This window comes from Gemmiger sp. An120 (assembly GCF_002160955.1).
Classification (GTDB): domain Bacteria; phylum Bacillota; class Clostridia; order Oscillospirales; family Ruminococcaceae; genus Gemmiger_A; species Gemmiger_A avium.
This window is the reverse complement of sequence record NZ_NFLN01000001.1, coordinates 85766-111929: the sequence shown is the minus strand read 5'-3', so window position 1 is coordinate 111929 and position 26164 is coordinate 85766. Positions and strand designations below refer to the sequence as shown.

Genomic DNA, 26164 nt, shown 5'->3' with positions numbered 1-26164 from the left:
ATTTGGCCCTTCGATTTGCCCTTCGGCGCCGGATCTGTATGGCGCATATTTTGTCAAGTCTCCCACCTTTCCTCACAAGCGCCCTGCCCACCAGGCATCGGCCGACATTTTGGACATGCGGGCCGATTTGGAAAAGCTACCGAATTGCTATGGTTATCCAATGGGGCGGGCATATTTTGTCACGGAAAGAAAAAGCCCCCTTGACAAATCGCTTTCCATTCGTACTATTTATGATGAATCACCGGGATAACAAGTCAATTTCCGCAGAAAAGCTCCGGTGCTCACGAAAAACGATTCTCCACTCCACCTGCTCCACAGGCTTAAAATGCAGAGAGGAGCAAGCCGCATGGAGCTTTCCTTGTTTTTGCTGATCATAAATAATGGCCGTAGGACCGTCTGCACCGCCGATAATGCCAACTACCATGGCGCATGAGGCAGCGGTGGGCTGACCCGGGGCCGGCGGGGCCTGCCGGGGGCGGTCCCCTTCATTGCAGTCTGCAATGTCCATCACACCATCTGGAGGCTCCGGTGTGATGGTATAGCTCATGGCCACATAGTGGCTTGGATACTCCAGCTCTGTATCCGGCATCAGACTCCAGTTCATTTCCTGTGCCTCATACTCCTGCAAGGTCAGAATATACTCCTGGCCGTCATACGAGAAACGAACCGTATCCCCTGGAGTGCTGAGCCGAAAATGCGGACCAGGTACGGAAACTGCATCCGGGAGCAAGGTGACAGAGAGTTGGCGGATTTCTGGCTTCCGCTTGGTTGCCCAGGGATAAGAGGATCGCAGGATGACCCATGCATAGTTCAAATCCAATCCATAGTGCTCCACGGTACGCTTGGCCTCGTCCTCCACCACACACTCAGGCCCCAGGCACGGATTATAGGAGGTCCCATAGCCGTGGGTGGAATGCAGCTCCTTTCCGTTCAAATGGAGCAGAGAATGAAAATCCATGTGGAGGGGATTGTCCAGATCCAGCTGCATCTGCTGCTCCTGAGTGAACTGCCGCTCTGTCTCGTTTTCCGGAGTAAGGTCCCATTTGTTCAAGAAGTCGCGGATTGCAGCGGTCTCCACCCGCATACAAAAGTCCATTACAATCCCCTTGCCGCAGAGATAGATGGATGGGATCGCCCAGTGGTATCCAGCCCAGTCGAATTCCTTGCGGATGGGCAATTCTTTCCCAGGGCGTCCCTGACGACTGCTCCTGAACCCACCGTCGAAGGAGACCTCCCACTTTGGTGGCGGCTGCGGGGCATCTGGATTCATGTCCAGGTCATAATAATCTTCCGTGAATTTGATTTTGTCGTAAGCAAACCCGCTCTGTACCTCGTGGAGATACTGCCATGGGTGTTCCATGGGAGCGAGGCCGGTCTGCTGGGCCAGCTGCTCCAGCACTTCCGTTTGCTCTTGAGTGGGGGGATTTTTTGCAAGAAATGTTTGAAACTGCGACTCGTCCCACTGCCATGCCTGTTCCAGCGTATCGCAGCTGCCGCAGGCCAGCAGCAGCCGCAGAAAGTCCGAAAAAGTCCGGGCCAGCGGATGAACATAGTTCGGAGCAACATTCATCGGGCTGATGGCAAACACCATCTCCCCAAAGCCGCGGATCAGGCAGTAGTGGATGCCATCCACACCCGCCCAGCCGATGATTTTGGCCCCCTTGGGGGTGCAGAAATAGGTTTCATCCCCGGCGCGCTTTTCAACCCCCAAGAGCGCCAGGTCAATGCTCTTTTTGGTAAAGTTCCGATAGGTCCATTCCATTGATTTTTCCTCATTCATAACCAGCACTGGCCTGCCGACCAGTGCTGATCAGCTCTGTGCCGTAATGCTCCGACCAAAAGCCGTTATCAAGTGAGATCGTGAAGAACGGCGTCATTTTGTTATATAGTTCTGTGTCTGTGGGTTTGGGAAGCCCCAGCAGAAAATCACAAAACTTCGGTGTCACATCGCCGGTGATGATCTTCCCATACTGCCAATCGGAATCTTTTTGCTTCCCGTATTGGAGCGCCAGATCTATGCACTCCGTTTCATCTGCCCAGCAGTGGATCTCAAATGTCTTCGCGGTTTTCAAAGCGTTGAACACATGGATTTGCCACCTGCTGTTGGTTTCCTCGGTGCCATCCAGTTCCACGAACCATTGCTTGGCGGCATCTTCCACGGGATAAGGCTCAGACTTGAGTTCACTAATCAATCCTGGCAGAACATCTTCTATATTCTTACGCTCCATAAGGCACTCCTCATTTATTTGTCCGTGAACCCTGCAGCAAAGATTTTGTGGCATATTATAATAACAATGTCTCAAGTATCAAGTGTACAGTAGTACAAAGTATTGGTGTCGGTATCATACAGTCCAACCGTGACATTGAAAGAGGAGCGCTCCAAAATGTCAGTCTCTTGGTCTTTCTGGCGATCTATCAGGATGTAGTAGCCATTTTGGATTTCTCGCACAAGCGGATTGCCGGTCCCGTCGTTGATAAATGGCCCAATACTGCTTGTTTCATCGTTCACTCCATACACCAGAGCCTGTACTGTTTCGTCCAGTGGGAATGCCTTCCACTCCGCATTCCCTTTAATTTCATCCAGAACACTAAGATCGCTGAAACTGAGGGCAACGCTCGAGACCCCATCGCCGTGGAAGCCGCCATGCGTATCCGTAGCAGATATTTCTTTTCCGCCCGATGCATCAATGCCAAGCTCTGCTGAAACGGTTTCTTGTACACTTTTTGAACCACACGCTGAAAAAGCGAAGAGGAAAAATAGAATTGCTAAAGAAAAGGCTGTCTTTTTCATAGTTCTTAATTCTCCTTACTCTTAGATACAACATTTTTCGACTCAAGACATCAAACTATTTCTGCTTTGACCGTTTTTTAGGATCAGGTCGCCGATCATACCGAAAAGACTTGCCACCACAAAACACCACATCCAGATTATCCACAGATTGTTCAAGCCTTCGCCGTAGTCATAACTGAACAAAGCGCCAGCAACAAACCCGCCAATGTAGCCGAGCGCAATCAAAGGCGGCGAGACCTTGTTTTTTCTTATTATGCCGGTGAACACAATTAGAAGCACACCTGCCAGGCAAAGAATGAAGGGGAACTCCTTCATGCCATGCAAGTCAAACAACAGGTATCGAAGTATGAGATAGGAAGCTAGGACTGCAGCCAGAGATAAATTGCCAATCGTTCTTTCTTTCATGGTTATTCCTCCTGCAGGGTGGCTTTCGCATACCGCCAACGCCATTCATTCCAAAACGCTATGTAGCCGTTTCTGGTAAACTCATCCTCTGGGATCTTTTTCGGTTGGCAGGACTGATAGTAGCCCGCCACCTTATCTGCAAAGTGGAGCACTTCTGCTTGATATTCACGCAGCGATATCCATTCTGACTGACCGGATGGGAGTATAAGCCGAACCCCATCGTTTTCGTGGATGACAGACCAGTCCAATCCATTATCGCATCCAGAAATCGTTACCTGAGATAAATCCTTATTCGCAATTAGAAAATGACCGCAGCACGGAACCATCTGAATATCATGTTCTGACATGACCTTATCCTCAGTCAAGGTTTTCAGCAGATAAAGCGCTGTCGCGCTGACGGTTCCGTCATACTCCAGCGCGGCATCCCCAATCCTTACCGTAACATGGCCGTGGAGGCAGAGATCTTCAGGATCATCCTCCGGCCCGCAAATCCAAGTGAATTCGTCAACGTCAATAAGAAAGGTTCCCAAAGTGTTCACCGCCTTTATCCTGTAATCTCCAAACAGTAAAATGATGGCCGATTGTTATCGTTGTTGTCCCAGTTCTCGGCGCTGATGATTTCTTTCATGTCACCTATGGTCAGTTCCTCCATCCGGAGCGTTCTTTTTCGGATATACGGCCTTTCATCGTATTCCCAGTAGCCCAGGAGCCATACATTCCAAATTTCCACGCAATCAGTCTGGAGCAGTGCTGATTGGATGTAGTCCATAATTTGCCTGGCTCGCCCATCGGTATATTGAGGTAACTCCAGAAATAGCTGAGAACAAAGCGATAGACTTGTATCGGCGGCGCCAAAAGCGCCAGGTGGTTGAGTTAAGTGATGACCTGCCAGGGGTTACTGCTATTTATGAAGGTGAGAACACGCTTGCCGCCTGTATCCTTAAACTCCCCGCACGGTATCGTGAAGTGATCCTGCTCCGATACTATCAGGGGTATAGTGTAAAGGAAGTGGCTGCAATCCTTGGACTGTCCCTTTCGGCAGCATCGAAACTTAACCAGCGCGCCAAGAACAGATTAAGAGAGCTGTATGAAAAGGAGGACAGATTGTGATCACCGATGAAATGCTGAGAATTGCCGCTGCTGAAGCCGATCAGGCCATCCGCGAATCGTTGCCGAGCCCAGAGGATTGTGACCACCAGTTTTCCTCTGAGTTTGAGCGCAAAATGAGGCATGTAATCCGCCGAGGACGCCATCCCGTGGTATATAAATATATGCAGCGCGTTGCATGCTTCCTAGTCGCCGTAACACTGATCAGTGCCTCATGGCTCACAGTGGACGCAGAGGCCCGCGGTGCCTTTTTTGCCTGGATACGGCATCAATATCAAAACTATGTGGAGTATCGGTTTAATGGGGTGGCCACTGATGAAGAAAAGACGACCAGTTTTGCTCCCACATGGTTACCCGATGGATATGAGGAAACTAACGCACAATCTTTAGGAAACACTTCTTACAGAACTTATAGCAACGGAAGCGGTGAAATGATTCATTTCATGTGCTCCTCCGGTGCAGACGCCACAAGCCTCTTTTTGGTTTCAGATAACATGACCACAGAGAAGGTAATCGTGGGAACACAGGAAGCTGATCTCTACCTGGATGCCGATCCCCAAAATGCAAATGCTTTGGTGTGGCAGTCTGAAGATGGGACTATTCTGTTCTGCATTTCGGCATCACTGACCAAAGATGAAATGGTCAAAATTGCAGAATCGATTACTGTGACCCCGTAGAATAATTGGCAGTATATAAAGCTTTGACTCAAAACTTGATGTCAAAATATTTCTCTATGTTATTGATTGGGAGGCAAGTATGGGTAACACAATCTTTTTTGTCGTGATCCTTTTTGTCTTTTTCCTTGCCATCGAGTTCATAATGATGGGGGCATTTCAGGCCTCCAGTTCCACAAAGACAAGAAGTATCTTAGGCAGCTTCTGCCGAATCTTTTTGATAACCTGCATTTTGGCTTATCTGCTCTTGGTTGGACTATTTCTCTTTGTTGGAGTCGATCTTCTCCTGAATGGGCAGATAAGCAAGGGTATCTCCCTATTGCTCAGTGCTGCTATTGTCGCAGTCTGCGTGTATGTGTGGTTGATACGTGGATGGATTAAGCATATTAGAGAAAAGCGCTGGAAGGACACTTAACACTTAATTAGAGGTATTTGTGAGGATGGAAAGAAAGCATTTTGGAATTATGTTGTTCTTGGTGGGAAGTATAGGATACTTGATTCTGAGCCTGTATCTGTCCATGAACCGATTTAATTACAACGGAATGACCGGCACCTATGCTGCCCTGCTCGGCAATGAACTGCTGGTTCCGTACATAATTTTTTGCGCTATGGGAATAGTTGGGTTCATCATTTGCGTGTACGAAACTTATTTTTGCAAAAAAAAATAATAGATGCATCTATTGGGAGTTACTGTATAAAGGGTGGTTTACGCTACCTACTACATTACATCGGCTGACGGTTCATTTGTGGCAAAAGTGATAACCAGCAGAGGGAAAGGAGTCATATATGCAACGGGGCATGGCGCTACGGGAAGCGCCATGCCCCATCTTATTCGGCCCCCCGACAAATGGGAAGTTACTTGTTCCTTTTTGCTTTAGCTGCTTTTATGCCCCAGCCAATCAACAATATAAGCCAAGCGCATAATCCTGCGATAAACCCTGTAGTCCCTATGCTTTCAAACTGCAATTTCAGCGCAACATTGAATATTTTTACAACAATAGTTCCACATAGCATCAAAGCAAGCAATAAAAGAACTTCCAATCCAATATATTTAAAAATTTTATTTTTCATAAATGGCCGCCTCCACAGCTTCTAATTTGTTGCCCTGTTTGTTCTTAATTATAACACATAAAGGAAATCGCTTTCAAGTTGTCCCTGGCCAGAAAGTAATTATACCTAGGGCGCACTTACTCACCACCCGCAAGCGGGCGGAGGTACTGCCTGACGGCAGCCGTGCGCTCTCCGAGGGGGACGCTCCAGCGGGCCCACGTCCTGCTGGTAGCACCGAAGCTGGGAGCCGTCAAAGGACCGGCTTCGGTGCTACCAGCTTCAGTGCTTTATGGTGGCCAAGAGGGGCTTAAGCCCCTCTCTTTCAAAATGTGTGCTTTTCAGGGGGAAAAACCCTTGACAAATCGCTTACTGGCAGGTGATTATATGAGAAACAAATTTACTTTCAAAGCCCAGTTATTCTGGGGCGTTATTATTGCCATTGTAAGCTGCACGCTCTCGTTTACTCTACAAAAAAGTTTCTTTATGAACGCCGCCTGGATCATATATGGGTTGATGTGGATTTTCCATCCTGTATACCCGGAAGGTTTTGATGATAAGCGTGGACGCCAACTTGCCCGGGTTGCCGGTATTATCTGTATCGCTATTGGGCTGATCGTAAAATTTGGGATTGGATGAAGCATATCCTGTACTTAACAGCAGGGTGATTCCTCAGTGAGGTAAGAAAGATGGGAAAGAAAACCATGTTATTGGGAATTGCAGTTATCGTGGCTGCGATTGCTCTATCGATTAGTAATATTATCGCTATTGTGGGAGGAATCGCAGGACTCTTCATTGCAATCATCGGATTTTTCATGCGTGACAAAGAGAAGTAGCACTGCGTCTGCAATATTTGAAGTGTAACACGAAAAATACAAATTGCTCTCTCTGGCGAAACACCGTATAATGAGATTTAAGATCACACAAAGCGAGGGTGCTTCGTTATGGCCAGAGTTTCCACAAAAGCGAACAAGAACATCTACCAAAGAATTCGGGAGGCGCTTCATCTAACCAGAGAAACAGCCAGCGATCTGCTGGAATCTCTTCCTCCTGAACGCATTGAAAAAATAGAGAATGAGCGGTCTCTCCCGCATCCGGATGAAGTCCTGCTGATGGCAGAAAAGTATAAACAACCCAACCTCTGTAACTATTACTGCGCCAATCAGTGCCCGATCGGGCAGCAGTATGTCCCAGAGGTCAAAGTCAAGGATCTTTCGCAGATCGTTCTGGAAATGCTGGCTTCTCTCAACTCTATGAACAAGCAGAAGGATCGGCTGATTGAGATCACTGCAGACGGAGCCATCAGTGAGGATGAGCTGGCGGATTTCATTTTCATTCAACAGGAGCTGGAACGCATCTCAATAACCGTAGAGACTTTGCAGCTCTGGGCAGAACGTATGCTGGCTACCGGCGCCATCGACGCAGAGCGGTATCAGGCATACAAAGAGAAACTGGAGAAACGGTAATCATCGTCGAAATTTGCTGCGTCAGTGGAAATAAGCACCTCTATTTTGCTGATTCTGTGCTGGCGATGTACAATATTTCTTGATACAATGAATTCATCAGCTAACAGTACAAAAACTGTTTTCTGTGAGGTGATAACATGGATGCGAGGAGAAGAATGCAAGCACTCCATTTGATGGACATGCTCCAAAGAAACCCCGCATACGCAAAAGCGCTTGGGATCGAGATCATCATGCAAAAGTTGGTTGAAGATAGGGTATCTCATATCGGCTATGTTTGGGGTTTCACAGAGCAGTGAAGCCCCTTTTCTGTACACGGAAAGAATTGGTATTCAATAGAACGGAGAGGAAGAAACGATCATCTATGAACTGTTATGATGAACAACTGCGCCAGCTTCAGGCTCAGTGTGCCCGAAAGAAAAAGCTAGTGGCCTCTATTGAGGAACTGCGTGTTCAGCGGGAGGCCTATGCGGCCCGTGCGCAAGAACTCCAGCAGATTATGGCTGACGAACAGGCAGATGTGGAGCGATTGGAGGGGCGGAGCCTGTCTGCGTTCTTCTACAATGTCATCGGGAAGATGGATGAGAAATTGACGCAGGAGCGGCAGGAGGCCTATGCGGCGCGAGTGAAGTATGATGCAGCCGCCAGAGAGCTGTCTGGTATTGAAGAAGATTTGAAACGGTATGAGGCTGAACTGGACTCGCTCCAGGGATGTGAGAATCGCTATGCCTCCATCCTACAGGAAAAGACTGCGGCAGTAAAATCAGCGGGCGGAAGCACTGCCGAAAAGATCCTCCAGTTGGAGGAGCGGAAAGGCTATTTGATGAGCCAGAAACAGGAATTGCAGGAGGCGATGGATGCCGGCAGCGCTGCTCTGTCTTGTGTGGATCAGATCCTGTCGGAACTGGACAGTGCGGAAGGCTGGGGAACCTGGGATCTCGTTGGCGGCGGTCTGCTCACAGATCTTGTGAAGCACAGCCATCTGGACGAGGCCCAGGCATCTGTGGAAACCTTGCAAACCCAGCTGCGCCGCTTCAAAACGGAACTGGCCGATGTGACGATCGATGCAGAGATTCGGGTCACCATTGATGGTTTCCTGCGGGTGGCCGATTATTTCTTCGACGGAATTTTTGCCGATTGGGCTGTGCTGGACCAGATCCAACAGTCACAGGAGCAAGTGCATCAGACAAAAAGTCAGATCAGCATCGTATTGGATCGTCTGCAAGTTTTGATGAATCAGACAGACGTGGAGATTTGCCACTGTTCTCAGGAAGTGGCACAGTTGGTCGCAAACGTATCCATGTAAAGCATTGCGTACACTAAGAGGAGGAGATAATGGAGAAATCAAATACCGTAACACAGGAAGTATATAAACTCTGGATCAGCCAAAATGAACACATCGTTTCATTTCATGAAGAAGAAGGCGACGACTATGAGCAATTGGTGTTCACAAATCAGAACGAGAAAATGGATTTTGTGTTCCAAAAGTCTTCCAACGGGTTTCGCATCCAATAAGAGTAATTCCACATAATCACAAGGAGATTTGTATGAGATTTGTCATTGACCATCTTTCAAAGCATTTTGAGAAAAAGGAGGTTTTGAAAGAGATCACATTCACTTTTGAGGAGGGCAAAATCTACGGTCTGTTGGGCCGAAACGGCGCCGGTAAGACCACGCTCTTCAACTGTCTAAATCGAGACATCCGGGCTGATGGCGGCACTTTTTTCCTGGATGAAAACGGTACGCCCAGAGAAATCTCCGCCGAAGACATCGGCTATGTGCTCTCCACCCCGACAGTACCTGAATTTCTTACCGGGCGCGAGTTCTTGAAGTTCTTTCTTGACATCAACGCCTCTTCCATTCAAAATCTCCGGTCGTTGGACGAATACTTTGACATGATGAGCATTGCTCCAGAAGACCGGGACAAGCTGCTGAAGGATTACTCCCATGGCATGAAAAACAAAATGCAGATGCTCATCAACATCATTGCCCAGCCCAAGATATTGCTGCTGGATGAGCCGCTCACATCTCTGGATGTGGTGGTGGCAGAGGAGATGAAACAGCTGCTCCGTTCCCAAAAGGATGGCAAAATCACCATTTTCTCTACCCACATCATGGATCTGGCCTTGGATCTGTGCGATGAAATTGTGCTCCTCAGCCATGGTGTGCTGGAGGTCGTAGAGAAATCCAATCTGGACAATCAGGAATTTAAAGAAAAAATTATTGCGGCACTGAAAGAGGAATCCTATGCTTAATACATTGCGGCTATCCTTTTCCCTAAAGAACACCTATCGGGTGAATGCCATCCTGCACTCTCTCAAACAGATCCCGCTGCTGAAACGCCTTTTGCCGGAAACTCTGTATCAAGTGCGCGGATTGAAGGTCTTTGCCAATGTTCTGACGGCGCTCTGGGAACTGATCACCATTTTTCTCTTCAAGTACCTCTACTTCTTTATTATGGTCTGCGGTTTGGAACTGATCCGTCCGGAGCTTCAGTCCAAAGAGGCATTTCTGCACGTCCTATTGCTTCTGACGCTGATAGGCTCTTTCATGCACACCAATATGTTCGATGCAACACGGGACAAATACTATGCCATGATCCTGCTTCGAATGAATGCCCGGGAGTACACTCTGGTCAATTACGGATATTACCTATTAAAGGGAATTGTCGGTTTCCTACCATGGGTACTTGTGTTCGGTCTTGGCCGGGAAGTCCCTTTATGGCTGTGTCTGTTGATCCCGTTTGCCGTTGCAGGAACAAAGCTGGCGGTGGATTCCTATTCTCTGTGGGACTATGCGCAAACCGGCCATGTACGCAACGACAGCAAATGGAAAAAATGGCCATGGCTGCTGACTGCCGTCCTGTTGGCTCTGGCCTATCTGCCCTTGCTGGTTGGGGCCGTGCTGCCGCTCAAGGTATCTGCTGTTCTGTGGGTCCTCTGCATCCCGGCAGGATTACTGGGGCTCCGCCAGATCCTCTTATTCCGTTATTATCGGGAGATCACTCAGGAACTGCTGGCTGGTCTGTTTACCCAAATTGATGCGGTTCAGAAGGCGGTGAAAACCGCGAATGAAAAAGTTATCTCCGCAGATCTCACCATCACCAGTCAGAAAAATGGATTTGAATTTCTCAACGAGCTGTTCATCAAGCGGCATCGCAAGATTCTGTGGCGCTCAACGCTCCGGATCGCTGGGATCTGTGCCATCCTCTGTTGTGGAGTTCTGTTTCTCATGGCCTTCAAACCAGAGTTGAAGGCAGACATCAACGAGATGGTTATGACTTGGCTTCCTTACTTTGCCTTTATTATGTACCTGATCAACCGTGGCACTGGCTTCACCAATGCGCTGTTTATGAACTGTGACCACAGTTTGCTGACATACTCGTTCTACAAGCAACCCAAGTTTGTGCTGAGGCTGTTTCAGATCCGGTCGCGGGAAATCATCAAAATCAATGCCGTGCCGGCTCTGGTCATCGGCGCCGGGCTCTCGGCGATTCTGTATGTGTCCGGTGGCACGGAAAATCCATTGAACTATGTAGTCCTGGTGTGTTCCGTGACAGCTATGAGTGTCTTTTTCTCTATCCACTATCTCACCGTTTACTATCTGCTCCAGCCCTACACGGCGGGGACGGAGATGAAAAGTGGTACCTACCGCATCGTCATGGTCCTGACGTATGTGGGATGTTACGCCCTGATGAATCTTCGGCTGCCCATTTTGGTGTTCGGTGTTGCATGCATCGCCTTTTGCGTGCTGTACTGCGCAGTTGCCAGTGTGCTGGTCTATAAATACGCACCTCGAACTTTCCGGCTTCGAACATAAGGATACTGAAGAAAAACAGCTGGTGTCTTCCATCAGGAGGCACCAGCTGTTTTTTACACAAAAGAATGGAATTCCTTACATGTCTTGAGATATGCGCGTGCTTTGGCAACCCATGCGGTTACATGGTTAGCTGGGGCTCCCATAATTTGTCCAATCTCCCGGCTTGTATAGCCCCTTGCTTTCAGTCTTAGAGCACGGATACCTTTGGCGGTCACACCTGAAACCTCATGTTCTGCTTTGTCAAGCAAAGTGTTGAGATCAATATAATCAATCTCTGGTAGTGCAGCCTTGGTAACAGATTGCCCCATGATATCCGGGTCAGTCAAAGCTTCTCTTGTGGTTCGGACTGAGGCATACTCCAAAGCAGAACAGATCTCATTCCAAATCAAACGATACGCATAAGTGGAGAATACCCCGCCCTTATCTGTTGCTGCAGCTTTGCACAATCCGATACATCCGATCTGAAATAGATCATCGTAAGAAAACATACCCAATTGTTGGGGACTATGTACTTTGTCGTGGATGACTTTATGAACCAGTCTGAGATTCTCTGTAACAAGGGTACACTGTGCGTTGTTCAGTTTCATGAAAGCGCCTCCTTGCTGGATCGAATTGCAGCACGCTGCGCATACTGCTGTAGCATACGAGTGCTCTCATCTATGACCTTACGGCAGGAATACTCACTCAAAAAACCGATATGTGCCTGTGATTGAGGCGCCTGAAGGAGAGCGGCAAGCCAGACATAGGCATCTCTCTTTGTCATGTATCCGTTCTGATGAATTGCATCAAAACAGCGATGGGCTTGAATTCTTAATGCCCTCAACTCACGGTTTGCTGGAGTGCCTAATGGCTGCGCGGTGCCAGGCCGCGTGCGGACATAGGTATCGCACTCGGGATAGTTTCTACAAACATACAGAGTATTGTGCTGCGAATTGTCTTTATAGATCCCATCGGCGCTCCGCAGAATCATTGGTGCCCCACAATAAGGGCAGCGCATTTTACTAGGATTATTCCCTTTCTTTTTGTTTTTTCTCATTATGAGGTTCCTCTATTCAGCTAAAAATAGAAAAAGAGCCGGAAAACCGCATGGGAAACAAGATGGCAAAGGAGATTTCATATTCATCTCCAGCATCTTGCTGATCCCAGCAGCCTTCCGGCTCTAAAATGATCAGATGTGACTTGCGCCGTGTGGATCGCTCATTGCGCGAAATCCGATACAGTTCCCCGCCCGCAGGGAGGGTCTGACTCCGGGAGCTCTTCCGAAGAGACTGTATGCCTGAGCGCAAGCCCCTGCCACATCTTCAGAATAGCATACCAAACGGCGATTGTCAAGCCTATTTGTTATATATTCGATTATAACAATGTGATTATTACCAATCGTTTTGTATGTTGCGTTTTAAAATCAGTCTGGGAGCGTTTTCATCGTTTCCCAATATTGCAGTAAGCAATACCACCTCCTATCCCTACACAAACGCCTATAGCAAAAACCAACACTCCGACCATCACAAATATCGGCCATGTTTCCTTGTCTGCGTTCATGTCACGTTGGTCCTCCTGGGCCAGTGCGGAGGACACACCTGTTTCCTCCGGGAGCGTAACCGTCAGCGTATCATCCGACAGATTTGAGAGAAGATAATTTTTGCTTCCGCCTATCTCCAAATGGAGTATTCCATTTTCATCAACTTGGATGGTGTCTGGATAGAGCCCCATATCTGTACGGAGCTGAAACTCGGTGCCGGCCCAGTCTATGCCCAATTGAATTTCAAGGTACGACGGTTCCAGTATTTGCAATTCGGTTCCGTCGGTATCCGCATAAGCTGTTTGGCCCATAAAGATGCATAAACAAAGGAGCACCAGTAATATGGTTGTTCTCGCTTTCATTCTGCCTCCTCTGGATATTAAGGTCACGATGATTTGATCAGTTCATTCAAAACCATGTCAACTTCATCGTAGGAATTGATAGAAAGGTTTGTTTCAGCCAAGTAAGATAATGTTCTCGACCATTCCGGAAGAGAAACACTATCTTTATTTGGCATACAGATCAGCTTGAGTATTGTATTGTGACGGTAATACATCACAAGGCGCAGATTTGATACCACAGTATCCTGCTCCCGCGCCAGTCTATCCAACAGATGCTCCGTCTGTCTCATCCCCTTTGTGAACGCCAATACAGTTCTACAAATAATCACTCCGCATTCGTTTCAACCGCAACAACTACTGTTCTGGCTCCGTCCCAGTCATATGCACAAGTGATGAGTGTAAGTAGTGTGAGGTCGCTATTGGGCATGGCATCGGTATCCTGCAGCATTTGCTCTGCAAATGTAAGGAAGTCATTATCGCTTTGGAACATGGTTTGGTTAAACGGAAGTTGTGTTAAGTCCGTTTTCATCGCGGACACAACGCGGAAATAGCGTGTGCTATCTGCCGTATGCAGTATAATCTGTGAATGCTCTTCGCGGAATTCTGCATCAAACATATTGCGAAGGCACGCAAACATCGATCCATCCGACATGTTGTGACCAAAAATCACCAAATTGCGTGAATCAAGTGTACAGTCGTATTGAAAAAACAGGCTGCCTGCCATACGCCAAGTATCATCGTAATTGCGTCGGAGATAGTGCTCCGGATCATCCTCACTGCTCTGCAGAACAGGATAATCGATTACTGTCCCCGGCACAGTGAGCCAAGCTTTGATATCCGGGTACTGCCGCTGCATAGCGAGAATATCTACGGAGGACTCCTCGCCAACAGAATCTCCGGGGCTTGTGGCCCCGGAGACAGTTTCAGAATACTCATCTTTTAGTTCCGCAGCATCCCGGGCGGTCAGCTGCGGTCGGACAATCATAAGCCAGATCAGGCCAATCAAAGAAATCCCCAGTATTCCATAGAGAAATCCTTTTAGAAAGTACCTCATTGCTCGTGATCCTGCTGTTCCTGCTTCGAATCATCATTGCGCAGGGCAAGGTCGCGCTTGCGGCTCATGACCAGAATACCGACAGCGGCTCCAGCTGCTACAACACCGAGCGCAACCGGCAGCCAGGGCAGGTCACCGGTCTGAGGCAGTGTCGGCGGGGTCGGAGTCGGGGGTTCCGGAGTAGGCTGCTCAGGAGTGGGAACGCGGCTGTCATACATGATGACAGTCTGGATCTCGCCAGTGGGTTTGACCTCAAACTCAATCTTCTCTGCGACCAGATACCCATCAGGTGCGCTCTCCTCGATCAGCACATACTTGCCGGCGGGGAGTTTTTCGATGTAGTAGGGCTTATCCGAGGAGACCCAGCTGGCAACCACATTGCCGTTCTCGTCTTTGATGACCAGGTGGGCACCAGGCAATTCCTGCTTGGTGGTGATGTCCTGCTTGGAAATCTCAACACGGATGATATCATCACGCATAACCACCATGCCGTCTTCCATCTTCTCCCAGTGGTCAAAGATCAACCAGTCCTTACCGGTGCAGACATAAACATCTGCAGCATTGATGAGATCGCCGTCCTCATTCTTACTCTGAACCAGTTTGAACCGGATGTCTTCTGCAAGCGCATAACCGGGTGCCGGGTTTGTCTCGGTCAGGGTATATACCTTGTCGAAGAGCAGACCGCGGATCTCCACAGGTTCTTCACCACTGATCCATTCCCGGACCACATTGCCGTCCGTATCTTTGATCGTGAGTTTTGCTCCGGGAAGTTCCTCATCCCCAGTCAGCTCGCGCTTGGAAACGTGGAAGGACGTAGCATCATTCTGGAAAGTCGATTCAATGGTGACAGTAGCGGATTCTGCGCCTGCATAGGTGAAGGTAATCTCTGCATCCGGAGCGTCCAGATAATAGCCGTCCGGCGCCTTAATCTCGCGAATGATATAGTTGCCGCTGTTCTTGGTGTGATCAGCGTCAGTGCCGTAGATGTTTTCAGGGATATAGACGCCATCGACACCATAGTACTGGCCGCGCATCGGCAGATCGCAAATGAAGGTGGTGTGACCGTTTTCATCCGTCGGCGCAGAGGTAGCAATCAGATCCCCGGCGTGGAAGAGCAGTTTGCCATCTGCATTGTAGATATTATCAGTGGTAATCAGATTGTAGACAGCACCTGCGACCAGTTCACCAGTTTTGATATCCTTCTTGTAGATATCAATCTCAGGTTTCACGCGATCATTGTGGAATTTCAGGGTCTGCTGCTCAGTGAACTCTGCATTTGCATCCTCTGCATTGATGATCTCAAACTCGGTCGTGGTGGTATTGCCGTTCTCATCCGTGCTGGTGATGCTCTGTGCCATAACCACGCTGTTGGTCTGGTTGTCCCAAGTGAAGACAACATCGTAGCTCTGAGCAGTGCCGGTATAACCATAGGGCGGCTTGGTCTCCTCAATGTGGTAGCTTCCAAGCGGCAGAGTCACGGTGACTTCTCCGATCGTACCGTCGTGGATCACACTGAGGAAATCGTAGGTGGCCTGAGTGCGGCCAGGGCGGAACACGTTGATATCGCTGGTGCCGTCGCCGGTGGTGACTACGGCCACAACGTCGCCCTTGGCATACCACAGGGTACGGTTGCCTTCGGCATCAGTCTGCCGATCCTGGGTATAGATATCATCATTGGCAGTAATGGTATACTGCGCACCAGGAATTGGACGATCTTCATAAACAAAATGTCCAGGACGCGCCATGCCGGAGTATTCAGGATCAAGGATGTCACCCTCATCTTCCTGCCAGCCCAACAGGACTTCACCGATTTTTCGAATGGTGAGTTTGCCGAGGGTCTCGTGGTTGATGTACTCTTGGGTGAGAATGTACTCATCCATGCCGTTGACGGCATTGCCAACCACTTCCCACGCAGAATCCGAAGAGATCTCGAACTCTACAGAATACCGCTCATCGTTCAAGAATCCGTTCGGGCCTTCCAGCTCTTCAATGAGATAACGCCCCAAAGGCAGTTTTTCGGGCGTCTTCATCATACCATTCTCATCGGTATAGAACACATCGGTTTTGACAGTGGGATCACCGCTGTCGGGGTCGATCATGGACAGGCGTTCCCTGCTTCCATCATCATTAAGCTTATAGATGGCAAATGCAGTATTGGCCAGCTTGACAGCCTTGCCAGTCTCGGCGTCCACCTTGACTAGCTTCAAGTAGCCTTCCATCTCCTCATCCAAGATGTTGTAGGTCACATAGCTGTTGCTGGGCTCTGTTACACTACCATTAGGCTGACAGAAGATACTCTGGGGCGTGTCGCTGTCCACCGTAAAGCCAAAGGGATCGGCCTGGAACACATCTTTCGGGATAGTGGTCTCAACGACCAGATACTGGCCATAGGGCAGGCCGGTCACACGAATGATGCCTTCCTCATTCGTGTAAATTTCGCTCAGACGATATTCGTTGGTCGTGCCAGTAGGTACCCAGCCGAGACCGCTGCCGTTGGCGAAATCGCCTGCATCGGTCAGAGTCGCGTTATAAGCGTACACCAGCTCGGCCTCGCTCTCGAACATCCGGGCGATTGCCTGGGCTTCGCCAGTGAAATCATATTTCAGAGTGTCGGGGTCGTAGTTGTCCTTGCGGTAAGCGTCCAGTACGCTCTGGATGTTGTAGCTGCCGTCCGGGTTGCGGGTGAACTGGTCTGCCTTGCTCAGGTCGGGGATGCGGTAGACGGTAAAACCAGCGCCTTCCAGCTTGGGAGCGGGGCTGCCCGGGCCGGTGGTGCTTACCAGTTTGCGCAGTTCGAAACCGCCCTTCAGCACGGCATCCAGGCTGTGTTCGCCTTCACGGACTACATAACCGGATTCATCACCATAGGACAGGGTTTCGTAATGGTTGATCTCATCACAGAGATAGCCTTCTGCATAGCTCAGGTAATAACCATCATAGGTTTTGAAACCTTCCGGCGAACGTCCCTCCGCTACAGCGGAATACTGGTTTTTGTAGACATAGTCGGTGTATTCGCCATAATACTCCTCCAGCGGAGAGTACTCACCAGTAGGCTCCAGTTTGCGGTTCAATTCAGGATACTGACCGGTGATGTAGAACTTGCTGTTGGTATCCACGGGCAGCACAAGGCCGGTAGCCCGCTCTACCAGGTAGTATTTGCCCAGGTACAGATTCCCGAAAACCAGCAGCCCGTCTTTGATCTCGGCGCTCGCCACCAGATGATCTTTGGAAAGGATAGGCAGGTAGGAATCATCCCAGCCACTGTTGGTGCGCACTGTGGTATGCCAGATGGGATTGCCGTCCTGATCGGTGATCTTGCTGTAATCAACCACACCACTCACACCATCAGGGTGGAGAATATCCTCGGCGGCATAAAGGTCGTAAACGGCCCCTTCAATGCTGGCTTCGCCATGGGGCGCAGTACCGGGAACTTCCCAGTCTTCACCATTCTCGGCCACCGGGGTGGGACGCAGCTGATCCAAATCGGATTTCGCCAGGATGATCTCGCCCAGAACGCGGTCATTTTGGAAAACATTGTCCTGGGGAATCATGGTGTAGCTGTCCTCGTTGTTTGCGAGGCCGGTGCTGTCAGTCACATAGGTTCGACCGGCATCCTGCGGCCGACCATAAATGGTTACGGTTGCTTCTCGTCCGTCGAAGGTCAGCTTTGTGCCGCCGGTATAGCTGGTGGAAATGTCAGCATTGTAGTCGGCGTTATCCAGCCATATCACACTGCCGTCTTTATCCTTGGTGATTTCGATATAGTAAGCACGCTTACCAAACGGAGTACCGGGCTCACCTGGATGGTCAATATCTGTCCAATCGCCGAAGTAGCCGTCCGGCGCTTTGGTCTCGACGATGATAAAACGGCCCTGGTTGCGCTGGGTGTAGTACATGGTCCGGGAGGTATCGAACTCGGTGCCATAATCGGTGCTGTTGGCGACGGAATAAGTTCCATCCTCATTGCGGACCATATGGTATCCGTTATAGGTGGGTGCTGTTGCTTCGCGCGGCTTTTCAGCGTGGAACGGGATATACATCTGAGAAACAACATCCCATTCGAAGACCTCATATTCCGCATCAGAAGCGATCGTTTCGCCGGTTTCGCTGTCCGTTTTCCGGATATTGACCTGCAACGACCATTCATCGTTTCGCATGAGGTATTCATCCGAACTGTCCATGGGGACCGAGATGGTCTGCTTGCTTCCATGTTCACCATCGTAGAACTCAAATCCTACCGGGACGACCGTCTCATCGAAACGGAAATCAATGCTGGCCAGCTCGCTTTTGGCCGCAGCAATGGCTCGGTCTACCATGCCTTGGGCTTCGGCGCGCAACTCAGACTCTGCGCTGGCCTTGGCACTGGCCGCTGCTGCGTCTGCCTCAGCCTGGCTGGAATACGGACCCTCGCTCCCACTACGGCTGCTGGTGGAGGTCTTGGTCACACTGTAGTGCAAACTCCAGCTGGCGCTGGCGTCACCGCCGTTGTTCTGGAACTCATCGTCCATCGTATGGCCGCTGGTGGTCACAGTCTGCTTTTCCGCCGGAGTGATGCTCCAATTGCCACCGTCAATCGTACCACCCTTTTCCAAGGGTTCAATCTCAATGGTGGCACCGTCCACTTTTTCGCCGGTTTCAAGTTGCTGCTTGTCTACGTTGACTGTGTAGTTCGCATCAAAACTGCCGCTGGCAGTCTGGGGCGAAGCCGACCAACTGGCGTAATACTCGGCACCTGCGGGAGGAACGTCCGGATCAATGCTGCCAGTGGGAGGTCCGATCAGTGCAACAGTCTGCCAGCCGGAAATAGGGGGTTGGTAGATGTAGGTATAATAGTCACTTTCCGCCACATAAGTGGATACACCGTTGCTCATCTGCTCGAAGGAACGGATATAACTCTGAGCCGGAACGCTGTCAGGATAGTTGGAAATAATCCAACGCTGTACCTCATCATAGACGGAATCCATAGCAGCATCGGCACTCATCAGACCGAGAGACAGCTGGCCCAAACCGCCCCAAATATTTACTTGGTTGCTAAAATGATCGCCGGGCGTGTACTGGGCCGCCGTTACGATGGAAGTGTGCGAATAATTGTAGGTAGGACATCCGTTAGGACTGCCCTTCGCACCGTGGGTGCAGCAGTATGCTTCCTGCCCGTTAAACCAAATCAGCCATGAACCATTTACTTTCTGCACACTCGTGATTTTACCAGTCTTTACATCCGGCTCGGGGCGTGCTTCGTAAGTGCTGATTCCATTGGCCTTCGTCGGCTGTGTCTCCGTTTCACCTTCCAGATGGACATTCAAGGTCTTTTCCAGACTGGAACCATCCGGAGCGTTGTAGCGGAATGTCACGGCAAAATCGTGGTCTGCCTGCACATAGATGCCGGTCGTGACTGCAGAAGATTCTACATAACTGCTGTTCAGAATGGCAGCAGTGGTCTGCTCATCTGCCGGATTGCCGGAATAGTCCAGCAGGATCACATCTTCAGGCAGGATGATCTGCGAAGTGCTGTTGTTGGCGGGATATTCAACCTGCACAAAGATGGGCACAATGGCAAAGGACTCGCCGGCCTGACGGTGGACTGTGATGGACAGCCCATCCGAATTCAGCGCCTCGGAATCCATATAGCCAATGGCAACCGACGGGTCATCGTTCCAGTGGCTGATGCCAATCTTGGTGTCACCAGTCGCAACGGGAAGACCATAGCTGCCCATATAGCTATCTGTGGGTGCATCAGGAAGATCCCCATACAACATCTGGTGAATCTCTTCCAGATCGGGAGGAGATCCGGCATCGTCACCACCATCCCCTTCGCTCGGAACAGAGGGATTCTCGATGGTCGCCTGCATGGTTACAACCAGCGCAGCAAGTGCGGAATACGCAGCCGCTACGGCCTCGTTTGCCTTTTCTTCCTCCGTAAGGGACAGGTACAGGTCTTCCGCAGCAGTTACCGGAGCGGAGGCTTCGTCTGACAACACCGTAGCTTCGTCCAGAGCGGCGATAAGATCAGGATTTTCTTTATCTGCCTGCCAGGCCTGGCTTGCCAGCGCCCAGCTGTTGACTGCCGAGAGAATGCTCTCACGATCGAGCGCATCTACAGCGGCGATAAAAGCCTGTGCCTGTTCACTCAGGGTCGGGGAATCCGGAGCAGGCTCCTCTGTGCTGGTACTGGCACTCTCGGAAGTTGCTGCAGAACTCGCTTCGGATGCGACTTCCGATTCCGGTACAGAACTGGAGTCCGGCTGCGGCTCACTTGCCGACTCAGACACAGAACTGACCTCGCTCGAAGCAGGGATTTCTTCAGCGAGCACAGTCGCCGGCATCAGCGACATACACATAAGAAAAGCAAGGAGCAAGGCCGTAAAACGGTGCCTAAACTTGTATTTCTTCATAATTTCCTCCATAAAAACAGGCGCCTGCCATAAAGCAGACGCCCAAAGATGATTGATTCGGTTATTCAAAGGTGACAACCCAGTAGGTATATTGCCCCTGGTCGGTCGAGCAGAACCAACAGCCAACGCCCATTTTTGTGAACTGGTCACTGACAATGTTCGCATAATGGTCCGGACTGTTCTTCCAGGCTTCGCAGACAGCGGCGGCGGACCCGATCGGACCACGAGCACAGATCTCACTGGCTGTTACCATACCGGAATGGTCAAAGGGACCACCGGCGACAAAGCTCTCACACCGCGAGCTGGCCGTAGTACTCAGACTGTCGTCCATCTCCAAAGCGCCAAGCCCGACCGATGCGCGAATTGCGTTGATACCGTCCTGCACTGCCCAGTATGCGCTGTCAGTGCTGTCGATGTACCACCATTTGTCCGTCCCCTCAGCAACACTGAACGGGATTGCACCAGTGGCAACAGTCTCGCTTGGTGCGGTCGTCTTGTCGGCTTGCACCGTTGACTCCGGGGCGGGAGAGGCTTCCTCAACCGGCTGTACAGAACTGGAAGGTGCAGAACTCGGAATCGGATTAGGAGTTGCGCTCGGATCAGGAGCTGCGCTCGGCTCAGGGGCGCTCGTGGCAGCGGATTCCGGTTTGTCCGGAGATGGTGCAGGGGTTGCCTCCGAAACACTCACGCTGCTTTCGCAAGATGAACTTTCCGAAGATTCAGCTGCAGGTGAGGCATTGCTGCAACCTGCCAAAATCAGAGCTGACAGGATTACCGCGATCAGTTGTACTTTCATGTCACATCCTCCTTGTGCTTTTTCCTTATTACACGGATATGGCACAGCATTTACAACGGCTCAGCCGGATTTCAGCATATCGTAGCCTCTGTCTGCCTCCTCGAAGCACCGATCCAGGATTTCCTGAAACCGATTTTCATCCAATTCAGTGTCCAGCCAATGCGTGCTGCGGTAAGCATAGCACCCCACGTCCTGATTGATCGCATGGCTGCCAAGCACGCTGGTCAAGTTCAATTGGTTGACCAGCCGCTGTTTCTTGGCGCTACCCGGGTGATTGATGCCCTTCGCCAGACTGATCACCAGCAGCGGATGCAGCGGAGAAATAGACACCTGCATGTAGTAGCCTTGGTAGGGCGCTGTCAGCGAAGTTTCATCCTGATCCTCGACCGGGAGCACCTGTGTAAGCATGACACGCGCATGTTCCGCCAGTTCTTTGCGGCGCTGTTGTTCTTCTTTGCTCATGAAATAGTTCATAATTATCCCCCCTTTCACCGCGGAGTAGCCACATGAGTGATGGCTCCCCAAATGCGGTTGGTCTCATGGTTGATTCCCAGGATACGAATCGTCACCCGGGCGCCTCTGGGAGGACGGCCTCGTTTCGGGTAACTGCACAGACAATCGATGCCGCCATCCAAAGCCACAAAAACCCCTGTGGTGTCCACCATACTCACGGTTCCCACATACCGGTTACCTACAGAGTATCGGCGCAACGCCTTTTCATACGGGTTTTCACCGGCATGCTTGATGGAGGCGGCGACACGAATATGTTCACGATCACTGCGATCGATCCTGAGAATCTTGACCAAAATGCGCTGCCCGGGCTGGTACACGGCACTGGCATCCAGCATGCGCTGGTAGCTCAGTTCCCTCAGCGGGATGTAGGTTTCAAGCCCGAACAGATCCACAAAGATACCGGCTCTGATCACCGACACAACACGGGCTTCCGCGCATACGCCCTCATACAGCAGATTGTTCCCATCTCGGTCCGTACCGAAATAATAGGAACGGCGGCGGGCTGCCATAGCTTCCAGACGACTGGCTACTGCAATACCGGCTTCGCCGTCAATTCCTTTGACGATGTAGTCCACTTCTGCACCAAGCCGCTTGGTCAGAGTATAGTGCAGCACTTCTTCTTTGGACCTTCCGCGCAGATCGTCAGGGATTTCCACAGCCTCTTCTGCCGGAATCATAATTTTGAAATCACCGTGGTACAGGACTGCAAGGGACCGTGTGGGATTATCCGTAGGCCGCTCCACACCCTGAATAGTACCCGTCAGGATGCGTTTTGTTTTCATGGACTCGACCAGGTCCAGCAGTGCATCCCGGGCTTTATCGGCTTCGGTCTCTACGCTGAGCTGGCCATCAATGGAAACGGCGGTGGGTTTTGCTTTGGTGCGGCGGCGCCGAGGTGCGGCGGGCTTTTCAGTTTCACCGCCAGACGCTCTTTTCTCAGACTGACTTTTGCGGGAGCGACGGGATCGTGCCTTCGGCGCCTCTTCAGCCGGGATGCTTGCGCTTTCAGAGTCAGTCTGGAGGATGGGCACTTCTTCAGCCCCTTCGGCGTCGTCTTCTGATGTCAAAGCCTCCGTAGACTCCATTTCAGAATCAGTCTGGGAGAAGGCGGTTTGCGCTTCGCCTTCAGACACCTGATCCAAAATTTCTGTCGATTCCATTTCAGTCTGGGGAATCGCCTCAGTCAGAACATTCATTTCGTCATTCATTTGGTGCCTCCGTTATCATTAAAAATCTTCCGGCGGTGATGCTGAGCTGTACAGACTCGGTCGCATCTTTTTCCGTTCCGGTTTCGGTTCTGGGACGGGTTCTGGTATCGTGCGGGTTATAGAGGGTTGAGGAGTATAATCCAGAATACTGCGTTTCTCAATCTGAGCTGCCATGGGGAGCCTGGTGTAATCCAGCTTGTTCAGCTTCAAAACATTGTGGCCACGAATGATTACCAGGAGTTCTTCGTTCGGTAGCCGAAGGACCTCGTCAGGTGTGAGCAAACGCCGTTTGCCTTGGCCTTCCGTGTGCCGGTATTGCGGTATCATCTGCGCAACGGCGAGGGTTTGCCGAACCGTCATCGTGGTATTGATTTGGATACTCATGTCGCCGCTGCGCGCAGAAAAATATTCGGCGCTGATGTCATCGGTGCAGCCGAGCATCAGCTGCACATCAGTATTACCCAGGATCTCAGCCCAGAGATTGTTTGGGTATCGATTCTGAAGTTGGCCAAGGCTTTGGATAGCAAGCATGACATAGATTGCACGACTTCGGATCACTGAAAGGGTTCTTGCGAAGTCCGAGCCGTCAGCGGCGCCGCCGAGTTTCCCGACGTTGTTGAACTCGTCGAAAACCAGATTGACAGGGACGGCGCAGCGCATCTGGGGAGTGCTGTCCGCATAGCGAACCAGTTTGATGAACAGGAACGAGAAGAACAGCGATGACAGAAAGGCCATCGTGGCATCCTGGTCACTGAGGATCACAAAGTATGCGCATTTCCGTTTCCCGGGCTCCGTGAGATCTATGTCGTTTTGGCTGATGATCCGGCGCACGGCTTCGTTCTGGAGAACCTGTAGCCGCGTGCCGAGGCCGAGAATAATGCCTGAACGAACCGTGTCACTTGCCTGGGAAAACAGATTGAATGGTGCCCTGGCTGGATGGTCAATTGGCAGTTTCTCGAACATGGCGGTCAACTGTCGCTCGTTATTTTGGGTGAGCAGCTGATACACAGCGGCCAGGTTTTTCTGGTCCGGGCTTCTGGTTCGGTCCTGATCCACATAGAGGATGAGAGCCCTGAGCAGATTGCCCTCGCCGTTATCCCAGAAGTGGTCCCCTTTGCCTTCGCTGGTATTTCCAATGATTACATTGGTCAGGACCTGAGCAAGAAGAGTATCGCCATTCAAGTCGGACATGCAATTCCATGAATCCCCGTGCTGCGGGTTGACCAGATTGAAAACCCGCACCTCATATCCGTTCTGTTGAAACAGCGCGGCAAGATCTCCGTACATCTCCCCTTTTGGATCTGTGATAATCGTGGATTCACCGCGCCGGATGATGTTAAACAGCGCCGGACGAATCACGGCTCGGGATTTCATCGTTCCTGACGAGCCACAGATGGTAATGTGACGATTGAGGCGTGTATCGACAGGCAAACAAATAGCCTTGCCATCTTTTTCACCCAGGATAATACCCTCGGCCTGCGGGATGGGCTTGGCCTCAAGGACCTGCCGCATTTCCTTATCGCTCATCCAGGATGCTGTGCCATACGTTCCTTGTTTGCTTACCGAAAAGCCTCTGGGGTCATTCGTTTTCCCTCCGAAGCGGTCATGCAGCTTTATGTAAGCAGTGAGCCCGCCACCGGCAAGTAGGATAAGCCCCAGGCTTTTGAGCCCTCCGATGCTGAAGGTGTTTTTTATGCATGGCCCCACCGACCAATCAACAGGCCGCATAACAGTCTGTCCGCTCATACCACCATTTGATTGCCATTCTTCGTAATTGTTGAGCGTCTGGCCGAGCAAGCCGCTGATATAGAGCAGCATGAATAGCGCAAGCAATACGGTCAAACTGATCACGATCCGTTTGAGCGTTTCATTCACGGGCATCCCTCCTCTCTGTGAAACTGATCCAAAACTGCATTCAGCGATATAACCTTTAAGGTCACCTCCGGCGGAAGATATTCCCGGAGCAGTTGCATCTGTTCTGGAAAACACAGCACCTCAAAAACTCCGTTCTGGATTCTGATGGCTTCGCGGAAGCGGATCAGTCTCGCAAGATCGCCATCCAAGTGGGACAATACATATTTGCCGTCAATGTAAGCGTCATACTCCAAAGTGCCCCGGCCATACGAACGAACATCTGCATCAAAGAGCAGGTCCATCAGGCGGTTGTTCCAGTTTTGGATGGTAAACAACCGCAACAGGCTTGCCCCAAACTCGTTCAGTGGTACGAAATGTACATGCTGATAAATGGAGTCAAACCGGAACTCAGGGCGATGGGTGCGTTCGGATTCCAGCAGGGTATCCATGGCCGTCATCTCAGACTCACCCATCAAAACCGCAGAATCGACTATCTCAATGCCGGCATTCAACCGGGCTATTTCCTGGAGACTCAGACGGGACTTGAATTCGCCCATGCCGCTCCATTTCATGATAGAGCTTCGCGTGTTATAAATCGCATAGCATCCACCGGGGTAAAACAGCGCGCCCACGGTTCGGGTGAACATGGTCTTGTTCTGTTCCGATGCGTTGATTTTCTTCAGATCTCTTGCAAGGTACAGGCTTGGCCGCTCCGATACGGTATGCTGGATGGATTCCATCTGCAAAGCAGGGAGAAGATAAGGCACGATTTCGATTTCCGATTGTGCGCACAATGCGGTCGCCTCAGCCACACGATGATTCCGGTCCCTATGCGCAGCATCTCCGGGAAAGCGATGGCTCCAGAACGAGGCCATATAGTAGTCAAATGCATCCGGGTGCATCCATTCCAAAATGGGAAGAGCACCTCTGTACAACCGAACCGACTTAGCGGCTCCTTTGCCACTGATTTGGACCAGTTTCGTCTGTACCGAATCAGCGCCAGGCAAACGTACCAGCTGCGGTTCGCTCATACGACGGACAAGATCTCGCATTACACGAGGGTTGCCCAACAAATGAAGAGAGTGAATGGGGTATTCACCCGTCACGGACAGCATGGAAATGAGCCGGTATGCCAGACTGCCGGGGCGCAAGGTAAGCATTGTGATACACCTCAGAATGAT

General features: G+C 50.7%; 27 protein-coding genes. 10 read left to right on the top strand and 17 right to left on the bottom strand.

What is annotated here, in order from left to right; translation table 11 throughout:
• Positions 1-238: 238 nt before the first annotated feature.
• The 6 genes from B5E65_RS00500 to B5E65_RS15945 all read right to left on the bottom strand — a co-directional run bounded on the left by B5E65_RS00500 (position 239) and on the right by B5E65_RS15945 (position 3965).
• Entirely contained in the window at positions 239-1762 is a 1524-nt protein-coding gene (locus B5E65_RS00500) for a hypothetical protein (protein WP_087169823.1), read from the bottom strand.
• Positions 1763-1772: 10 nt separating this feature from the next.
• A complete protein-coding gene (locus B5E65_RS00495; protein ID WP_087169822.1) occupies positions 1773-2228 on the bottom strand; it encodes a hypothetical protein in 456 nt (151 codons plus the stop codon).
• Between the two features lie 71 nt (positions 2229-2299).
• Positions 2300-2791, bottom strand: a complete 492-nt coding sequence (locus B5E65_RS00490; protein ID WP_087169821.1) for a hypothetical protein — start codon at positions 2789-2791, stop codon at positions 2300-2302.
• Between the two features lie 42 nt (positions 2792-2833).
• The gene (locus B5E65_RS00485; RefSeq protein ID WP_087169820.1) at positions 2834-3196 is read right to left on the bottom strand and encodes a hypothetical protein; all 363 of its coding nucleotides are present in this window, start codon (positions 3194-3196) and stop codon (positions 2834-2836) included.
• Positions 3197-3198: 2 nt separating this feature from the next.
• On the bottom strand, positions 3199-3726 hold the full coding sequence (locus B5E65_RS00480; protein WP_242957442.1) for a hypothetical protein: 528 nt from the start codon (positions 3724-3726) through the stop codon (positions 3199-3201).
• A gap of 14 nt (positions 3727-3740) precedes the next feature.
• On the bottom strand, positions 3741-3965 hold the full coding sequence (locus tag B5E65_RS15945) for a hypothetical protein (RefSeq protein ID WP_143402933.1): 225 nt from the start codon (positions 3963-3965) through the stop codon (positions 3741-3743).
• A gap of 95 nt (positions 3966-4060) precedes the next feature.
• On the opposite strand from B5E65_RS15945, the gene B5E65_RS16805 reads away from it, so the two are divergent.
• From B5E65_RS16805 to B5E65_RS00465, 3 genes are all read left to right on the top strand, one after another.
• Complete coding sequence (locus B5E65_RS16805; protein WP_481810344.1) at positions 4061-4306, top strand: RNA polymerase sigma factor; 246 nt, start codon at positions 4061-4063, stop codon at positions 4304-4306.
• Positions 4303-4980 carry a DUF4367 domain-containing protein gene (locus B5E65_RS00470; protein WP_087169818.1) on the top strand — a complete coding sequence of 226 codons (678 nt, stop codon included), beginning with the start codon at positions 4303-4305 and terminating at the stop codon, positions 4978-4980. The genes B5E65_RS16805 and B5E65_RS00470 overlap by 4 nt, the downstream gene beginning before the upstream one ends.
• 79 nt (positions 4981-5059) lie before the next feature.
• Positions 5060-5392, top strand: a complete 333-nt coding sequence (locus tag B5E65_RS00465; RefSeq protein WP_087169817.1) for a hypothetical protein — start codon at positions 5060-5062, stop codon at positions 5390-5392.
• Positions 5393-5832: 440 nt separating this feature from the next.
• Here the strand turns inward: B5E65_RS00465 and B5E65_RS15940 are convergent, their stop codons facing one another.
• Positions 5833-6048 (bottom strand): hypothetical protein, encoded by a 216-nt coding sequence (locus B5E65_RS15940; protein ID WP_071433763.1) that lies wholly within the window; start codon positions 6046-6048, stop codon positions 5833-5835.
• 333 nt (positions 6049-6381) lie between these two features.
• Between B5E65_RS15940 and B5E65_RS00455 the strand changes: the two genes are divergently transcribed.
• The 7 genes from B5E65_RS00455 (at position 6382) to B5E65_RS16430 (ending at position 11306) form a co-directional block, all read left to right on the top strand.
• Positions 6382-6663, top strand: coding sequence for an oxidoreductase membrane subunit (locus B5E65_RS00455; protein WP_143402932.1), 282 nt, complete (start codon positions 6382-6384; stop codon positions 6661-6663).
• Between the two features lie 50 nt (positions 6664-6713).
• Positions 6714-6860, top strand: a complete 147-nt coding sequence (locus B5E65_RS16130; protein ID WP_158098470.1) for a hypothetical protein — start codon at positions 6714-6716, stop codon at positions 6858-6860.
• Between the two features lie 108 nt (positions 6861-6968).
• A complete protein-coding gene (locus B5E65_RS00450; RefSeq protein ID WP_087169814.1) occupies positions 6969-7490 on the top strand; it encodes an XRE family transcriptional regulator in 522 nt (173 codons plus the stop codon).
• A gap of 361 nt (positions 7491-7851) precedes the next feature.
• Positions 7852-8793, top strand: coding sequence for a hypothetical protein (locus B5E65_RS00445; protein ID WP_087169813.1), 942 nt, complete (start codon positions 7852-7854; stop codon positions 8791-8793).
• Positions 8794-8822: 29 nt separating this feature from the next.
• On the top strand, positions 8823-9002 hold the full coding sequence (locus tag B5E65_RS00440) for a hypothetical protein (RefSeq protein ID WP_087169812.1): 180 nt from the start codon (positions 8823-8825) through the stop codon (positions 9000-9002).
• A 32-nt stretch (positions 9003-9034) separates the two neighbouring features.
• Positions 9035-9742 carry an ABC transporter ATP-binding protein gene (locus B5E65_RS00435; RefSeq protein ID WP_087169811.1) on the top strand — a complete coding sequence of 236 codons (708 nt, stop codon included), beginning with the start codon at positions 9035-9037 and terminating at the stop codon, positions 9740-9742.
• A complete protein-coding gene (locus B5E65_RS16430; RefSeq protein WP_087169810.1) occupies positions 9735-11306 on the top strand; it encodes a hypothetical protein in 1572 nt (523 codons plus the stop codon). The genes B5E65_RS00435 and B5E65_RS16430 overlap by 8 nt, the downstream gene beginning before the upstream one ends.
• Positions 11307-11359: 53 nt before the next feature.
• Here the strand turns inward: B5E65_RS16430 and B5E65_RS00425 are convergent, their stop codons facing one another.
• The 10 genes from B5E65_RS00425 to B5E65_RS00380 form a co-directional block, all read right to left on the bottom strand.
• Positions 11360-11893, bottom strand: coding sequence for a sigma-70 family RNA polymerase sigma factor (locus B5E65_RS00425; protein WP_087169809.1), 534 nt, complete (start codon positions 11891-11893; stop codon positions 11360-11362).
• Complete coding sequence (locus tag B5E65_RS00420) at positions 11890-12342, bottom strand: zinc-finger-containing protein (protein WP_087169808.1); 453 nt, start codon at positions 12340-12342, stop codon at positions 11890-11892. The genes B5E65_RS00425 and B5E65_RS00420 overlap by 4 nt, the downstream gene beginning before the upstream one ends.
• Before the next feature lie 383 nt (positions 12343-12725).
• Complete coding sequence (locus B5E65_RS00415; protein WP_087169807.1) at positions 12726-13187, bottom strand: hypothetical protein; 462 nt, start codon at positions 13185-13187, stop codon at positions 12726-12728.
• A 304-nt stretch (positions 13188-13491) separates the two neighbouring features.
• A complete protein-coding gene (locus tag B5E65_RS00410) occupies positions 13492-14220 on the bottom strand; it encodes a class B sortase (protein ID WP_087169806.1) in 729 nt (242 codons plus the stop codon).
• Positions 14217-20612, bottom strand: coding sequence for a prealbumin-like fold domain-containing protein (locus B5E65_RS00405; protein WP_143402931.1), 6396 nt, complete (start codon positions 20610-20612; stop codon positions 14217-14219). The genes B5E65_RS00410 and B5E65_RS00405 overlap by 4 nt, the downstream gene beginning before the upstream one ends.
• A 61-nt stretch (positions 20613-20673) precedes the next feature.
• A complete protein-coding gene (locus B5E65_RS00400) occupies positions 20674-21408 on the bottom strand; it encodes a CAP domain-containing protein (RefSeq protein WP_087169804.1) in 735 nt (244 codons plus the stop codon).
• Positions 21409-21468: 60 nt separating this feature from the next.
• Entirely contained in the window at positions 21469-21882 is a 414-nt protein-coding gene (locus B5E65_RS00395) for a YbjN domain-containing protein (protein ID WP_087169803.1), read from the bottom strand.
• A gap of 14 nt (positions 21883-21896) precedes the next feature.
• Positions 21897-23129, bottom strand: a complete 1233-nt coding sequence (locus tag B5E65_RS00390) for a S1 RNA-binding domain-containing protein (protein ID WP_087169802.1) — start codon at positions 23127-23129, stop codon at positions 21897-21899.
• Between the two features lie 18 nt (positions 23130-23147).
• Positions 23148-25004, bottom strand: coding sequence for a VirD4-like conjugal transfer protein, CD1115 family (locus tag B5E65_RS00385; protein ID WP_481810343.1), 1857 nt, complete (start codon positions 25002-25004; stop codon positions 23148-23150).
• Positions 25001-26143, bottom strand: a complete 1143-nt coding sequence (locus B5E65_RS00380) for a hypothetical protein (RefSeq protein ID WP_087169800.1) — start codon at positions 26141-26143, stop codon at positions 25001-25003. Before B5E65_RS00380 ends, B5E65_RS00385 begins: the two co-directional genes overlap by 4 nt.
• Positions 26144-26164 lie beyond the last annotated feature (21 nt).